At 54.4% G+C, this 14,755-nt stretch carries 13 protein-coding genes and 1 pseudogene; 7 read left to right on the plus strand and 7 right to left on the minus strand.

What is annotated here, in order from left to right; genetic code table 11:
- Nucleotides 1-81: 81 nt before the first annotated feature.
- The gene (gene dsbG, locus GV764_RS08010) at nt 82-840 is read right to left on the minus strand and encodes a thiol:disulfide interchange protein DsbG (protein WP_161659701.1); all 759 of its coding nucleotides are present in this window, start codon (nt 838-840) and stop codon (nt 82-84) included.
- 380 nt (nt 841-1,220) lie between these two features.
- On the opposite strand from dsbG, the gene ahpC reads away from it, so the two are divergent.
- Nucleotides 1,221-1,784, plus strand: coding sequence for an alkyl hydroperoxide reductase subunit C (ahpC, locus tag GV764_RS08015; protein WP_125294595.1), 564 nt, complete (start codon nt 1,221-1,223; stop codon nt 1,782-1,784).
- Nucleotides 1,785-1,916: 132 nt separating this feature from the next.
- Entirely contained in the window at nt 1,917-3,482 is a 1,566-nt protein-coding gene (ahpF, locus tag GV764_RS08020; RefSeq protein ID WP_161659702.1) for an alkyl hydroperoxide reductase subunit F, read from the plus strand.
- Nucleotides 3,483-3,546: 64 nt separating this feature from the next.
- Here ahpF and uspG read toward each other — a convergent pair whose 3' ends face one another.
- A complete protein-coding gene (gene uspG, locus GV764_RS08025) occupies nt 3,547-3,975 on the minus strand; it encodes a universal stress protein UspG (RefSeq protein ID WP_161659703.1) in 429 nt (142 codons plus the stop codon).
- 257 nt (nt 3,976-4,232) lie between these two features.
- Here uspG and GV764_RS08030 point away from each other — a divergent pair, with 257 nt between their 5' ends.
- The gene (locus GV764_RS08030; RefSeq protein WP_161659704.1) at nt 4,233-5,471 is read left to right on the plus strand and encodes a zinc-dependent alcohol dehydrogenase; all 1,239 of its coding nucleotides are present in this window, start codon (nt 4,233-4,235) and stop codon (nt 5,469-5,471) included.
- A 79-nt stretch (nt 5,472-5,550) separates the two neighbouring features.
- Here GV764_RS08030 and GV764_RS08035 read toward each other — a convergent pair.
- Nucleotides 5,551-5,736 (minus strand): annotated as a pseudogene (locus tag GV764_RS08035) (IS1 family transposase); the annotation flags it as partial.
- Between the two features lie 34 nt (nt 5,737-5,770).
- On the opposite strand from GV764_RS08035, the gene GV764_RS08040 reads away from it, so the two are divergent.
- Entirely contained in the window at nt 5,771-7,708 is a 1,938-nt protein-coding gene (locus GV764_RS08040; protein ID WP_236651856.1) for an inverse autotransporter beta domain-containing protein, read from the plus strand.
- A 399-nt stretch (nt 7,709-8,107) separates the two neighbouring features.
- Here GV764_RS08040 and rnk read toward each other — a convergent pair whose 3' ends face one another.
- Nucleotides 8,108-8,518, minus strand: a complete 411-nt coding sequence (gene rnk / locus GV764_RS08045; RefSeq protein WP_161659706.1) for a nucleoside diphosphate kinase regulator — start codon at nt 8,516-8,518, stop codon at nt 8,108-8,110.
- 149 nt (nt 8,519-8,667) lie between these two features.
- Nucleotides 8,668-10,044 (minus strand): GntP family permease, encoded by a 1,377-nt coding sequence (locus GV764_RS08050; protein ID WP_161659707.1) that lies wholly within the window; start codon nt 10,042-10,044, stop codon nt 8,668-8,670.
- Nucleotides 10,045-10,387: 343 nt separating this feature from the next.
- Between GV764_RS08050 and GV764_RS08055 the strand changes: the two genes are divergently transcribed.
- Nucleotides 10,388-11,218: an alpha/beta fold hydrolase gene (locus tag GV764_RS08055; protein ID WP_161659708.1), complete on the plus strand. Its 831-nt coding sequence runs from the start codon at nt 10,388-10,390 to the stop codon at nt 11,216-11,218.
- A 14-nt stretch (nt 11,219-11,232) separates the two neighbouring features.
- Here GV764_RS08055 and rna read toward each other — a convergent pair whose 3' ends face one another.
- Together rna and dcuC are read right to left on the minus strand one after the other, a co-directional pair.
- Nucleotides 11,233-12,039 (minus strand): ribonuclease I, encoded by an 807-nt coding sequence (gene rna, locus GV764_RS08060; RefSeq protein WP_161659780.1) that lies wholly within the window; start codon nt 12,037-12,039, stop codon nt 11,233-11,235.
- Between the two features lie 102 nt (nt 12,040-12,141).
- Complete coding sequence (dcuC, locus tag GV764_RS08065) at nt 12,142-13,518, minus strand: anaerobic C4-dicarboxylate transporter DcuC (protein ID WP_161659709.1); 1,377 nt, start codon at nt 13,516-13,518, stop codon at nt 12,142-12,144.
- A 423-nt stretch (nt 13,519-13,941) separates the two neighbouring features.
- Here dcuC and GV764_RS08070 point away from each other — a divergent pair, with 423 nt between their 5' ends.
- On the plus strand, nt 13,942-14,349 hold the full coding sequence (locus GV764_RS08070) for a hypothetical protein (RefSeq protein ID WP_236651854.1): 408 nt from the start codon (nt 13,942-13,944) through the stop codon (nt 14,347-14,349).
- Between the two features lie 64 nt (nt 14,350-14,413).
- Entirely contained in the window at nt 14,414-14,749 is a 336-nt protein-coding gene (locus GV764_RS08075; protein ID WP_161659710.1) for a copper-binding protein, read from the plus strand.
- The last annotated feature ends 6 nt before the right edge of the window (nt 14,750-14,755 follow it).

The raw sequence follows: 14,755 nt of genomic DNA on the forward strand, positions 1-14,755 counted from the left end.
GATATTAAATCAAATAATAGGCGGGGCAAATAAAATAGCAGCCATTTTTATGACTGCTGTGACAATTACTTAAAGGTCATTTTAGTTTTTCTTAATCTCTCCACCCATCATTACCGCCAGCTTCTCGGCGTCGGGTAAGCCGACGACTTGCTGTAATTCATTAGCGTCATTCATGTAATAAATCGCCGGCGTCGCGTTAGCGCCCAGTTCATCCATTAATTTCTGATTGATATTTAATGTCTTCGCTTGTTCGGGGGCGACAGCGGCAGGGATATCCAGCGTCATTTTTCCACCGGCCTGTTCAAAGTCGCGCCAGGTTTTTGCCGGATCCTGCGCGGCCATGATCGCTGCCGCAGTCGCCCGGCTTTCTGGTTTGATCACGCCCACCATCAGCGTGCGGATCTGCACCTTGCCTGCATCAACCCAGGGGCGGGACTGCTGCCAGAACTGGTGGCAGTACGGGCAGAACGGATCGGCAAACACATAAATGGTGCGCGGCGCGTCAGCTTTGCCATCCTGGATCCAGCTGGCTTTTTCCATTTGTTTCCACAGCTCCCGGCCTGCGGGAGCATAAATCTCCTGGGCGATCAGTTTTTCGCTCAGATTGGTGCCCTGCTCATCGTACAGATAGCCAGAAATGGCGTGTTTGCCATCCGGCGTCACATAAATGGTAACGCCCATCTCCTGGAATTTACCCAGATAGCCGGTCATTCCGTTGGGGCCGGGAAACGATTTGATAATCGTGATGCCTTGCTGCTCAAGCGCCTTTACCGGGGCAGGGAGGTCGCTGGCGTGAAGAAAGAAGGGCGCGAGGGCCAGCAGAAGTAAACGTTTCGTCATGTCTGATCCTGAAATTGTCGGATGTTCGATAAAACCTATCGCAACCATCGGAAAGAGGGGCGGTTCAATGGATTGCCGTAATAGATCGGCAGTGGTCTAATCAGGGCGCTGATACGACCTTGTTAAGGTAAAGTAAAGCGCAACGCATTGCCAGTCTACTGGCGCTGGACCGCCTCCGGGCGCTTCAGGTAAGGAGGCCACCCGATTGGGTGGCCTTTTTATATGGCGGGTGTGCAAGACGCGTGTCGCACAGGCTCAGCACAAAAAGGCCTAAGCCGGGTTGTTAGTTATTGCTTATTGATTTGATAACGCCAACCCATTGGCGCCGATTGTTCAGATTCGTTAACTTACACCTCAACGAAAACACGGAGGAAGTACAGATGTCCTTAATTAATACCAAGATTAAACCTTTTAAAAACCAGGCGTTCAAAAACGGTGAATTCGTCGAAGTGACCGAGAAAGATACCGAAGGCCGCTGGAGTGTGTTCTTCTTCTATCCGGCAGATTTCACCTTCGTTTGCCCGACTGAACTGGGCGACGTGGCTGACCATTACGAAGAGTTCCAGAAGCTGGGCGTAGATATCTACTCTGTGTCTACCGATACCCACTTCACTCACAAAGCGTGGCACAGCAGCTCCGATACTATCGCTAAAATCAAATACGCGATGATCGGCGACCCGACTGGCGCCCTGACCCGTAACTTCGACAACATGCGTGAAGACCAGGGTCTGGCTGACCGCGGTACTTTCATCGTTGACCCGCAGGGCATCATCCAGGCGGTGGAAGTTACCGCTGAAGGCATCGGCCGTGACGCCTCTGACCTGCTGCGTAAAGTAAAAGCCGCTCAGTACGTTGCTTCTCACCCAGGCGAAGTGTGCCCGGCTAAATGGAAAGAAGGCGACGCGACGCTGGCACCGTCTTTAGACCTGGTTGGTAAGATTTGATTCTTAAGTAACTCGCCAGATTCGGGTGCTCAGGCACCCGATTTTCTTCCCAACACCATGATTCAAGTTGCATTCAGGCCGCCCGACTAAGGCAGCTTGCATGATGATGTTTTATGCTCAGGAGATGTACTCATGCTCGACACCAATATGAAAACTCAACTCAAGGCCTATCTTGAGCGTCTGACAAAACCTGTTGAGTTAGTGGCCACGCTGGATGACAGCGCGAAATCATTAGAAATCAAAACGCTGCTGACGGAAATCGCTGAGCTGTCTGACAAAGTCTCCTTCCGGGAAGACAACAGCCTCGCGGCACGTAAACCTTCATTTTTGATCACCACGCCTGGCTCCAGCCAGGGACCGCGCTTCGCGGGTTCGCCGCTGGGCCACGAGTTCACTTCGCTGGTGTTAGCGCTGCTGTGGACCGGTGGTCATCCGGCGAAAGAAGCGCAGGAGCTGCTGGAGCAGATCCGCGATCTGGACGGCGATTTTGAATTCGAAACCTATTATTCGCTGTCCTGCCACAACTGCCCGGACGTGGTGCAGGCGCTGAACCTGATGGCGGTGCTCAATCCGCGAATCAAACATACCGCGATTGACGGCGGCGCGTTCCAGAATGAAATCACCGATCGCGGCGTGATGGGCGTTCCGGCGGTATTCGTTAACGGGAAAGCGTTCGGTCAGGGCCGTATGACGCTGGCGGAAATCGTCGCCAAAGTCGACAGCGGCGCGGAAAAACGCGCGGCGGATGCGCTGAACAAACGTGACGCCTACGATGTGCTGATTGTTGGCTCCGGCCCGGCGGGCGCGGCAGCAGCGGTGTATTCTGCCCGTAAAGGCATTCGCACCGGTTTGATGGGCGAGCGCTTTGGCGGCCAGGTGCTGGATACCGTTGATATCGAAAACTACATTTCCGTGCCGAAAACCGAAGGCCAGAAGCTGGCAGGCGCGCTGAAAGCCCACGTTGATGATTACGATGTGGATGTAATCGACACCCAGAGCGCCACCAGACTGGTTCCGGCGGCGGTAGAAGGCGGTCTGCACCAGATTGAAACCGCGTCTGGCGCGGTACTGAAAGCGCGCAGCATTATCATTGCCACTGGCGCGAAATGGCGCAACATGAACGTGCCTGGCGAAGAGCAGTATCGCACCAAAGGGGTAACCTATTGCCCGCACTGCGACGGCCCGCTGTTCAAAGGCAAGCGCGTGGCGGTGATCGGCGGCGGTAACTCCGGCGTGGAAGCGGCCATTGACCTGGCCGGTATCGTTGAACACGTCACGCTGCTGGAATTCGCGCCGGAAATGAAAGCCGACCAGGTGTTGCAGGACAAAGTGCGCAGTCTGAAAAACGTCGACATCATTCTTAATGCCCAGACCACCGAAGTGAAGGGCGACGGCACCAAATTGACCGGTCTGGAATACCGCGATCGCGTCAGCGGCGATGTGCATCACATCGACCTGGCAGGGATTTTCGTGCAGATTGGTTTGCTGCCTAACACCAACTGGCTGGAAGGCGCGATTGAGCGCAACCGTATGGGTGAGATCATGATCGACGCCAAATGCGAAACCAGCGTTAAAGGTGTGTTCGCGGCGGGCGACTGCACCACCGTGCCTTACAAGCAAATTATCATCGCAACCGGTGAAGGTGCGAAAGCGTCGCTAAGCGCGTTCGATTACCTGATTCGCACCAAAACCGCGTAAAAAAGAAAGTAAGACACCTGCAAAAAATCAAAGCCACCGAAAGGTGGCTTTTTTGTCTGCGCGGTTAGCGGATCACAAACACCGGGATATGGGCATGGCGGATCACGCTGGAGGCGTTAGAGCCTAACAGGTGCGTGGAGATGGAAGGATTGCGCGACCCGATCACCACGACATCCGCATCCAGTTCATTCGCCAGGGTGTTGACGCAGTCGCGTACGCTGCCGAATCGTACATGGGTTTTAATGCGCTCGGGCGAGATATTGAAATGGTCCGTCATTGAGGCCAGGCGCGTTTGCGCTTCCTGAAGCAGATGCTCCTCAAACCGACGCACGTCCATGGCGAAACGGTGCATGCTGAGATTGCCTGAACTGGGCAATACATGCATCAAATGAATAATTCCTTTCTCCTGAGCCAGGAATTCAGCGTGGCGCACCGCTTTGTCGCTCAGCTCCATTTCAAATACGTCAACCGGCATAATAATCGTGTTGTACATACTCACTCCTCCTTGGGTTCTGAAGTCAACGCAATCTTAAACCCATAGGCCGAATAAATAGTTGCGCTGGGTTGGCAAAACGCGATTTTGGCCTTGATCGCGCGGGCGAAGCGGGAGAAACCGCGCATGAAATGCCAGGATTGCTCTTAAAATTTCCAGAAAACCGCTGCCGGGCAAAGAGGCGGCCTGAAGGTTGCTAACCTTTGTAAGGAGTCATTTTTCCTGACACTTTCCCCTTTTTCCCTTTGGAGGTCAGCATGAGAGCTTTGACGTACCATGGCGCGCATTCCGTGCGCGTTGAAAATGTTCCCGATCCTGCCATTGAACAACCTGACGACATCATTCTGCGCGTCACTGCCACCGCAATTTGCGGCTCCGACCTGCATCTCTATCGCGGCAAAATCCCCCAGGTGAAACACGGCGATATCTTCGGCCATGAATTTATGGGGGAAGTGGTGGAAGTTGGCGGCGGGGTAAAAGACATTCAGCGCGGCGACCGGGTAGTGATCCCGTTTGTCATTGCCTGCGGCGACTGCTTCTTTTGTAAACAGCATCAATACTCCGCCTGTGAAACTACCAATACGGGTCCCGGCGCATCGTTAAATAAAAAACAGATCCCGCCGCCGGCGGCGCTGTTTGGCTACAGCCACCTGTATGGGGGGATCCCCGGCGGGCAGGCGGAATATGTGCGGGTGCCGAAAGGCAACGTCGGGCCGTTTAAAGTGCCGCAAGTGCTTTCGGACGATAAGGCGCTGTTTCTGTCTGATATCCTCCCCACCGCCTGGCAGGCTGTAAAAAATGCCGAAGTCACTAAAGGCTCCAGCGTAGCGATCTACGGTGCCGGCCCGGTGGGCTTACTGACCGCCGCCTGCGCACGCTATCTCGGCGCGGAGCAGATCTTTATTGTCGATCACCATCCCTATCGGCTGGAATTCGCAAAGCAGCGTTACGGCGCGATCCCGATTAACTTCGATAAGGATGACGATCCGGCCGCGCTGATTATCGAGCAAACCGCAGGCAATCGCGGCGTGGATGCGGTGATCGACGCCATCGGCTTTGAGGCCAAGGGCAGCACCACCGAGACGGTGTTAACCACCCTGAAGTTGGAAGGCAGCAGCGGCAAAGCCCTGCGCCAGTGTATTGCCGCGGTACGCCGTGGTGGGATTGTCAGCGTGCCGGGCGTGTATGCCGGATTCATTCACGCTTTTATGTTCGGCGATGCGTTTGATAAGGGGATTTCGTTCCGCATGGGCCAAACCCACGTTCATGCCTGGCTACCGGAACTGCTGCCGCTGATCGAACAGGGGTTACTGCGCCCGGAAGAGATCGTGACCCATTATCTGCCGCTGGAAGACGCCGCGCGCGGGTATGAAGTGTTTGAGAAGCGTCAGGAGGATTGCCGCAAAATTATCCTGGTGCCTGGTGCGGAATCCCCGGAAACCGCGCGGGAGAAAGCGACCAGCGTTGGGATAGTCAATCCCGCGATCCTGCCGTAATCATTTATTTCATTAATCATTATTAAGGGCGCATAGTGCCCTTAATTATTTCGGTCGCGTATTCAATGTGTAGATTAGGTCATTGCAAATAATGCTCACGTTCGATGAATGTACCGATTATCTTGTCGTGCATTTCCGCTGATTTTGAATACCCAGGAGTCTTGCGATTCAGTCGTTTTAACCGGTTACGAAGGTTCAGGGTTTCTCGCTCAATCCATTGTGTATAAAGCTTGCCTGTGATGTGTTTTTTACCCGGCAACAGCTTCCTTGATTATGATTTATCCCGCGAACATACCCGTATGGGGCTTGGGCTGGAGTACGGGCGTGATTATCTGAAGCTCAGCGCTAACAACTATCAGCGCCTGACCGGATGGAAAGACTCGAAAGATTTTGATGATTATCAGGAGCGCGTGGCCAACGGCTGGGATGTCCGTGCTGAAGGCTGGTTGCCGGCCTACCCGCAACTGGGCATGAAGCTGGTGTATGAACAATATTATGGTAACGAAGTCGCGCTTTTTGATAAGGACGATCGTCAGAAGGATCCCCATGCCGTGACGGTAGGCGTTAACTATACGCCGGTTCCACTGCTGACGTTAAGCGCCGGGCAACGTGAAGGAAAAGCCGATGACAGCGAGACCCGCGTAGGTCTCCAGATGAATTATCAGCTGGGCGTTCCCTGGATGCACCAGGTTGATCCGGACAGCGTGGCCGCACTGCGCACCCTTACGGGTAGCCGGTACGACCTGGTGGATCGTAATAACAATATTATCCTGGAATACCGTAAAAAAGAGGTTATCCGCTTACATACCACCGACCTGATTACCGGGAATGGCGGTGAACAGAAATCGTCAGGCGTCGCCGTCAATAGCAAGTACGGTGTTAAGCAGGTCGACTGGTCTGCCCCTGCCTTAATTGCGGCGGGCGGTAAAATAGTCAGTAATAGCCCCACGAATTATGACGTAGTATTACCCGCCTGGCAGAGCGGCAATGGTGCCGTCAATACTTATACCGTCACCGGTGTTGCTGTCGACAACAAAGGCAACCGTTCCAGTGAGAGTGAAACGCAGGTAACAGTCAATGCCGCTGAAATCAGCGTGCTTTATTCCACGTTTACGCCAGAATCGCCGTTAAGTTCCTCAACAACGGACAGCGACCTTCCTGCCGATGGCGTGAGCAGCGAAGTGATGACCCTGACATTGCTGGATGAACAGAAACACCCTGTGGATGTCCCGTTAGAGGATATTACCCTCACGACAAAATTTACCACGCGGTCATCAAGTTCCAGCGGGCTCCGGGCGCAGCCTGAAGTGGATGCAACCGTCTCAGCCCTGACCCGGAAATCTTCAGGGGTGTATGAAGCCACAGTCACAGCGGGTACAAAAGTCGAGCTGGTCACCATTACGCCTTCCGTCAGGAAAACGACGCTGTCTGCAGCGCGCGTCTTCATTATCAAAAAAGCGCCTAATGGTGGTCAATCTATCTTCACTGCCAGCCCGAAAACGGTGGCCGCAGACGGCATAGCTGCGTCCACTCTTACCCTGACGGCGAAGGATGTCGCCGGTAATATATTGCCTGGCATTGCCGGTAATTTATCTGTCAGCGTGGTCGATAGCCATAACGGAATTCCTGCTGCCGATAAGATCACCGTAAGCAGCATGACTGAAACCGCGACGCCGAGTATCTATACCGCGACAATTAAAAGTAGTCTGGTTGATACCTTAACGATTAAGCCGAGGTTTAATGGCATTCAACTGGGAGCTTTAAGTGCTGCTGTGGAGTTTGTGCCGGGAGCGTTTAAAAAAGTGACTGTGAAAGACTATGTATTTAGCAATTCAGCAGGTTTCCCGACAACGACCTTTAATGGCGCCAATTTTACACTTGGAACGCCGGATGGAAAGAATGCTTCAGACTATACATGGACCAGCAGCCAGACCAGTTGGGTCTCGGTTAATTCATCAGGTGTGGTGACATTAACCGGTAAACCAACATCGGCTACAAAATCAGTCACCATTTTGGCGACACCGAAAACGACCGGATTAGTGTTGAGTTATAAATTTACAGTGAAATACTGGTTCGCGACGGGGCAGTGGGCGGATTTAAGCTATGCCGATTCTGTCACTAAATGTGCGTCACAAAGTGGAGCATCAATACCTCCAACCGAAGTCTTGACTTCCGGGAACTACAGTCGTGCTGTAGGTAATTTACACGGCGAGTGGGGGGATATGATCACGAACTAGGGATGGCCGACCTGGTGGTATTTTACTTCCACTCCTAATGGTGCCGGGAAAACCATCGTTGCGCTTAGTACAGGAATTATTTACGGATCACCATGGACGGGGACAGCTTCCCATGCATGTGCGGTTTCGTTGTAGTCATCCTGAAATGTTATGGCGAGGTCGTTAACTAAATAAAGGGATGAGTAACAAGCCAGACGGTAGTTAGTGATCCTTTTGTTGGCACCGACCTCAGTATGGCGGCTGAACGGCCTGTGTTCGCTCTCGTACCGAACTCAGGCTGTTCAGCGTTGTCTCGATTGATTGATATCACAGAAGATGGGGTGTAGGCACATGGCGGGAAAGCGTTGAAATCATCTCAAAACAAAAAGGGCGCCTCGCGCCCTTTTTTACATCTAACCCTTAGCGAAGGTACTCGCCCGCCGCTTCCGGCTGATACAGCAGTTCCAACACTTCAAGATGCGTCTCGTTGCCGTTAGGCAGCGTCCAGTGGATGGCATTTCCGACGCGTAACCCCAGCAGCGCCGCGCCCACCGGGGCCATCACCGACAGCGCTTCCGCACTGTCATGCACCTGGTTCGGATAGACCAGCGTGCGGATATACTCTTCGTTGGTCGCCAAATCGCGAAAACGCACCTTGCTGTTCATGGTCACCACATCGGCAGGCATCTCCTCCGGGCGACACATCTGGGCGCGATCCAACTCCTCATTCAACGCGTCGGCAACCGGCAAACTGGCAAACGCCGGTTGCTCCAGCAGGCGGTCGATGCGTTCGGCATCAAGGTCATTAATAATAATGGCAGGTCTGGACATCGTTTACTCCATGTCATTGGCGCGCCATATCGCGCGGCACGAATTTTTCCAAAGAAAAACCCTCACCGTCAAAAGCGATGAGGGTTAACTAAGGGGATGATACTTATCCGGACCGAACTAATGAAGTGATATATCTCACGAATTCGGGCTTACAGGATCATACTTCCCACGGCAGCCAGCAGGAAGGCGATGGTGCCCAGCAGGGTTTCCATCACGGTCCAGGTTTTCAGGGTGGTTTTCTCGTCCATTTCCAGGAAGCGGCCCACCAGCCAGAAGCCGGAATCGTTCACGTGCGACAGCACCGTTGCGCCGCCCGCGATGGCGATAACGATAAAGCACAGGTCAAACTGGCTGAGGCCCGGCGTAGCCTGTACCATCGGCGCAATCAGCGCGGCGGTGGTGGTCAGCGCCACGGTAGCGGAACCCTGCGCCACGCGCAGTGCGGTAGAGATCACGAACGCCGCCACAATGATCGGCAAGCCGGTATCCGCCAGCACGCCAGCCAGCGCGTCGCCGATGCCGCTGGCGCGCAGTACGCCGCCGAACATGCCGCCCGCGCCAGTCACCAGGATGATGCCGCAGATCGGGCCCAGTGCGCCTTCACAGATTTTTTCCAGATGCTGACGGGTGTGGTTCTTGCTAAATACCGCCAGCGCGAAGAACACGGTGATTAACAGCGCTACCGGCGTTTTACCCAGCATGCGCAGGAAGTTCACCACAGTATTGTCACCGCTAACCCAGCCCAGCACTTTGGCGGTGTTCAGGCCGGTATCAAGGAAAATTAACGCCAGCGGCAGCAGCAGGATGGTCAGCACCATGCCAAACGACGGCGGCTGATGGTTGGCATCAACTTCCACATCGCCCAGGAAAGATTTAGGCAGTTTGACGTCGAATTTTTTACCGGCATACAGGCCAAACAGATAGGCGCCGAAATACCAGGTCGGAATCGCGATAATCAGACCCAGCAGCACCAGCAGACCGATGTTGGCGCCAAGCAGCTCGCTCGCGGCAACCGGGCCCGGATGCGGCGGAACCAGGGCATGCATCACCGCAAATGCGCCTGCCGCAGGCAGGGCGTATTTCAGGGTCGAGCCGCCAAACTGTTTTGCAACGCTAAAGATAATCGGCAGCATTACTACCAGACCGGCGTCGAAGAAGATCGGGAAGCCGAACAGCAGTGAAGCAACACCCAGCGCAAACGGCGCGCGGTGAGAGCCAAATTTATTAATCAGGGTATCCGCCAGCACTTTCGCGCCGCCGGAGACTTCCAGCAAACGTCCAATCATCGCGCCCAGGCCAACCAGCAGGGCGACGCCTGCCAGGGTGCTGCCGAAGCCGCTCAGAATGGTAGGGACAATTTTGTCGAACGGGACTTTGGTGACCAGCGCGACCACAATGCTCACCACCGTCAGGGCCAAAAAGGCGTGCACGCGAAAGCGCATGATCAACACCAGCAGCAGCGCAACGGCCCCTGCGGCGATACCAAGCAGCGTTCCCGCGCCGTATGCGTATGTCATTTCTGTCATCATCAATTTCCTCTGCATTCAATTCAGGGAGAAGGCAGGATGAGCGCCGTGTTCCTCACTGATACCGGTAACATGATACTGGTAACATCGGTAGGGATGTAAATAACTCCGGCGTGTTTATTAACATTTTGAGAGCGACATCAAACATCTGTAATAAATGCAATTCATCGTTTTCATTCGCAAAGCAACCTGAAATCAATCCAACATATTGATTTTAGACCGCATCGGCAAACCTGCCGCAGCGCCGCCCGTGAAAAGTGTTTTTAACGGCCTCGTTCTGGCAGCGGATAGCTATTCTTAAGAGGTTTGTCTGGCCCGCTATCACAATCCCTGAGGAGTTCCCATGAGCGATATTGATAAAATCACGCTAAGCGACGGCAGTTATCTTTACTTCAAAGACTGGGGGGCGGGGCAGCCGATCGTGTTCAGCCACGGTTGGCCGCTGACGGCGGATGCGTTTGAGGATCAGATACTGTTTTTAGGGCAGCAGGGCTACCGCGTGATCGCCCACGACCGGCGCGGCCACGGGCGCTCTTCCCAGCCCTGGGAAGGTCATAATATGGATCGCTATGCCGATGACTTAGCGGAGCTGACGGCGCACCTCGATTTGCATGACGCGATCCACGTCGGGCACTCCACCGGCGGCGGCGAAGTGGCGCGCTATATCGGGCGGCACGGCACCTCGCGGGTCGCAAAAGCGGTATTAATCGGCGCGGTGACACCGATTATGATCAACACCGATTTTAATCCGAATGGCGTACCGAAGTCGGTGTTTGACGGCATTCGCGACGGCGTAATCAACGATCGCGCGGCGTTTTTTAAAGAGCTGACGCTGGCGTTTTACGGCTACAACCGCGACGGCGCGCAGGCGTCGGAAGAGGTGCGCAATAGCTTTGTGCGTCAGGGAATGCAGGGATCAATTAAAGCGCTGTATGATTGTATTCAGCCGTTTTCAGAAACCGATTTGCGGGAAGATTTGCGCAAAATGACGGTGCCGACGCTGGTGATCCACGGTGACGACGACCAGATTGTCCCCTTCGAAACCTGCGGCAAAGTGGCGGCGGAAATACTGCCAGACGCCACGCTGAAGGTTTACGAAGGGGGATCGCACGGTATCTGCACCACGCATAAGCAGCAGATTAACCAGGATTTGCTGGAATTTATTCGTCGTTAGCGGTAACCCCGCCTTCAGTACCCTACCTCATCCAGGCGGAACTGCTTGCCGCAGTTGCCGGGGTGGGGCTGGACGCTAAAGGAGGCGGGGCTCAGCGGCGCATTGATGGCGGCGGCGTTCAGCGAAATCTGCATCTCGGTAAGATAAGCCGGGTTGCCGCTGCATATCAGCTTAAAGGCCCTGACGTTCTGTTTGCCGAAGGATTTCGCCACTGCGTTATCAAAGGCCTTCCGGGAAACGGTTTCCCCATAGTGCTCAGCGATGAATGCACCCAACGCGCTTTGTTTCACTTCGCTGTTCATACGCACCATTGTGGTGAAATAGGCATCCGGATCGAAGCCGAAACAGACGCCGTGTTTGGCGAACTCATAGCGTTCCAGGCAGGAGGTGCCGCCTGCGGCCGGCATCACGCTGCTGAGTTTAGCCGCGGCTTCCAGCGACAGGCCGGTTTCGGCAGCAGCGCACTTCTGCCCGACCCGGGCTTCCGGCATATTCGGCACCGGGCGGGTGGCGCAGCCAAAGCGCATCCAGCGCTTTTCGTCGACGCCGCGCGCGGAAATCGACTTCGGCAGGCCCGGCCACAGCCCGTGCACGGTCAAAAAGGCGCGCTTATCGTCCTGCTCTTTTTGCAGGCGGCATTCGTCGGTTTCATTACGGTTACGGTCGTGCTGCTCCTGGCAAAAACCGGTCTGCCAGGAAAGCGCCAGCACGTAGCGGTCAAAATCGCCGTAGCGTTGCGCCACCAGCGGCGCGGTTTGCGCGGCGGCGAAAGGGGAGATCAGCACGCTGCAAACCAGTGCGGCGGCTGCGCTGTTCATCATTTTTTGCATTAATGTATTCTTTGATTTCATTTAGTCACGGTATTAAAGCATAAAAAAAGCGCCGAACCGGCGCTTTTTCAGTGTGACGAGCCGGTAACGGCATTACGGCAGCAGCGCCGCCGACGGCACCAGAATTTCGGTGGCGATAATGACCACAATCAGGCCGACCAGCACCGGTACTGACGTGCGTTTTACCACTTCAAACGGGGAAATTTTCGCCATCCCTGCGACGGCCACCACCACGCCGGAAACCGGGGAGATGGTACGGCCCAGGTTGGAGGCCTGCAGCATCGGAATTGTCAGATAAGCCGGGTTGATGCCTGAGCTGTGCGCCAGTTTCGGGATCATCTCCACGAACGCGTAGAAAGGTGCGTTACCGGAGCCGGTGGTCATGGCTGCCAGCATGGTCAGGATCACCAGCACCAGCATCAGAATAATGCTGGCCGAACCAAACGAGGTGGCGATGGAGATCAGCCCCTGGATAAAGCCGATGGTGCTCAGGCCCTGGGCGAACACCCCGGCGGCCACCAGCAGCATCACCACGTTGGCAAACGCATCCGCCATACCGCGGTATGCCACTTCCAGGCCGGAGTACACTTTCTGGGTGTTAAAGCCGCGCACAAATTCAATCACCGCCGCCAGCGCAATACAGATCACCAGAATGGTGATGATATGTAATTGCGGGCCCCATTTGCCGTCGAAAATCAACACGCCGATGATCGGGGTAAATGGCAGGATGGCGTAAAACGACGGGGCTGTGGTCTGGATTTCGCTGACGTCGAGCATTTCATGGCTGACCTGCTCTTTATTATCCAGATAGCGCTGCCAGAAGTAGTGGGCAATCGCCATGGCGATAATCGCGGCGATGGAAATCGGTAGTGTCGTTTTGAAGGCGAAGTCGATCAGCGGCATCTCTGCGGCCTGGGCGGCCAGCACCACGTCGCCGGACGTTGGCGAAAGGATGATAGCTGCCGGAGAGGCGCAAATCGCCGCCGCCGCGCCGCGGCTGATCCCGACGTTAACCATTACCGGGAACAGCGTTGCCATCAGCAGCACGCCGAGGCCGGTGGCGGATGACACCGCCAGTGACATCAGGCAGGCCACGAAGTAGGCGGCAATCATCAGGATATACGGCGAGTTGATATAGCGCAGCGGTTTCGACGCCAGTTTGACCACCATATCGTTGGCACCGATATGGGTCATATAGGCCGCAAAACCACACAGCATCATGATCATCATGCCGAGATCGCCGCCGCGGCTCATCAGCAGGATTTTGATGTACTCAAAAATATCGGTAGCGGTATAACCCGTGGACGTGGCGCTGGACGGCAGCACTTTATGGCCCATCAGGGCGCTAACGATAAGTAGCGCCAGACCGCCGACAAACAGCACGCCGGTGGCGGAATAGCCCTTAATGATATAGCGCGCGACGCCAATAATGACGACCAGTCCTATCAGAAGTTCTAAAAAGGTCAGCATAAAGTCCTCATATTTCGACAGTGAAAAGACGACTGGTCGAATAAACAAAATGGATGGTGAATGATTTCTGCACTCAATCGATGCGGATTTTGCGGATATGCCATAAATCTTTGCTGACAAATATCAAGAAACAAATAATTAGTAACTATTTATATGTAGATAAGCGGTTAACGCATGTTCTTTATGCTGCCATGACAAGGGATAGTGATGGATTGTGTGGCAGGCGTTTCCGGGCTGTTTCACGGCTGTGATGAAGCGAGATTATTAAAAACATTTCATTTGATGGTAATTAACAAAATAAAAATAACGATTAACCTTTAATTCACAAATAAATGCACTGAATGTAAAGCATTAAAAATCCCCTTTATTTCTAAATTTTTCACCGCTTATACTCGGCCCACTACAGGCTTTATTAAGACCATCATGAACCGTCGCTCCCTGATAAAAACCGTTCGCGTTTTACGTCAGCATCTCTGGATGCTGGCGATGGCGTTGGGTTTTCTGCTGGTGGCGGGTCAGACGGCGCAGGCATCCCACGGTTGCCCGCTGGATCTTGAAGGCGAGGTGGTAAGCGTTCAGCATCAGGATCACCTGATGGGCCATGACGCAACGCCATCGCACTCTACCGCGTCACCGCTTTGCGAAAAGCACTGCGTCCCTGACGTAATGCAAAAAGAGAACCCGCAAAGTCATCTGGTGGCGCTGCCGGTGGTGGATACCCTGGCGGTGATTGAACCGCAGTGCGTTCAGCATATCGATAACCACGGGTTTTTAACCCCTCCCGCAGCAGGGCCGCCGGCAACCATCCGGTTTTGCCGGTTCAGAGAATAACTCCCACATCGTCGACCGTTTTTTACGCGTTAATTTTTCTTTCGACTTTGCTGGAGTAACTACAATGGCTTTACTTTCACGACTGCTGCCGGTTGCCGCGCTGCTGTTCACCTTTTCCGCCTTTTCCGCTGCGGACGACACCGCCCATCACCATCACGCCATGAATATATCTGCCGAACAGCCGGTATGGCAAAGCGAAGGCGTGGTGAAAAAAATCACCGACCGCCAGATCACTATTTCTCACCAGGCTATCGGGGCGCTTAACTGGCCGCCGATGACCATGGCTTTTGACCGTCCTGCCGGGCAGGAGACGTCGGTGCAGCCGGGTGAGAAGGTGGCATTCTCCTTCACCCGGACCGACAGCGGCTACCAGCTCGTTCGCATAACGCCTGCGCAATAACCGGAG

This window comes from Atlantibacter hermannii (assembly GCF_009907385.1).
In the GTDB taxonomy this organism is placed as follows: domain Bacteria; phylum Pseudomonadota; class Gammaproteobacteria; order Enterobacterales; family Enterobacteriaceae; genus Atlantibacter; species Atlantibacter hermannii_A.

Coding starts and splice junctions, on each gene's coding strand:
- GV764_RS08050 (WP_161659707.1), bottom strand. CDS start 10,044: ATGACAGAAATGACATACGCATACGGCGCGGGAACGCTGCTTGGTATC.
- rna (WP_161659780.1), bottom strand. CDS start 12,039: ATGATGAACAGCGCAGCCGCCGCACTGGTTTGCAGCGTGCTGATCTCC.
- GV764_RS08040 (WP_236651856.1), top strand. CDS start 5,771: ATGGGGCTTGGGCTGGAGTACGGGCGTGATTATCTGAAGCTCAGCGCT.
- uspG (WP_161659703.1), bottom strand. CDS start 3,975: ATGTACAACACGATTATTATGCCGGTTGACGTATTTGAAATGGAGCTG.
- dsbG (WP_161659701.1), bottom strand. CDS start 840: ATGACGAAACGTTTACTTCTGCTGGCCCTCGCGCCCTTCTTTCTTCAC.
- ahpC (WP_125294595.1), top strand. CDS start 1,221: ATGTCCTTAATTAATACCAAGATTAAACCTTTTAAAAACCAGGCGTTC.
- GV764_RS08030 (WP_161659704.1), top strand. CDS start 4,233: ATGAGAGCTTTGACGTACCATGGCGCGCATTCCGTGCGCGTTGAAAAT.
- ahpF (WP_161659702.1), top strand. CDS start 1,917: ATGCTCGACACCAATATGAAAACTCAACTCAAGGCCTATCTTGAGCGT.
- rnk (WP_161659706.1), bottom strand. CDS start 8,518: ATGTCCAGACCTGCCATTATTATTAATGACCTTGATGCCGAACGCATC.
- dcuC (WP_161659709.1), bottom strand. CDS start 13,518: ATGCTGACCTTTTTAGAACTTCTGATAGGACTGGTCGTCATTATTGGC.
- GV764_RS08075 (WP_161659710.1), top strand. CDS start 14,414: ATGGCTTTACTTTCACGACTGCTGCCGGTTGCCGCGCTGCTGTTCACC.
- GV764_RS08070 (WP_236651854.1), top strand. CDS start 13,942: ATGAACCGTCGCTCCCTGATAAAAACCGTTCGCGTTTTACGTCAGCAT.
- GV764_RS08055 (WP_161659708.1), top strand. CDS start 10,388: ATGAGCGATATTGATAAAATCACGCTAAGCGACGGCAGTTATCTTTAC.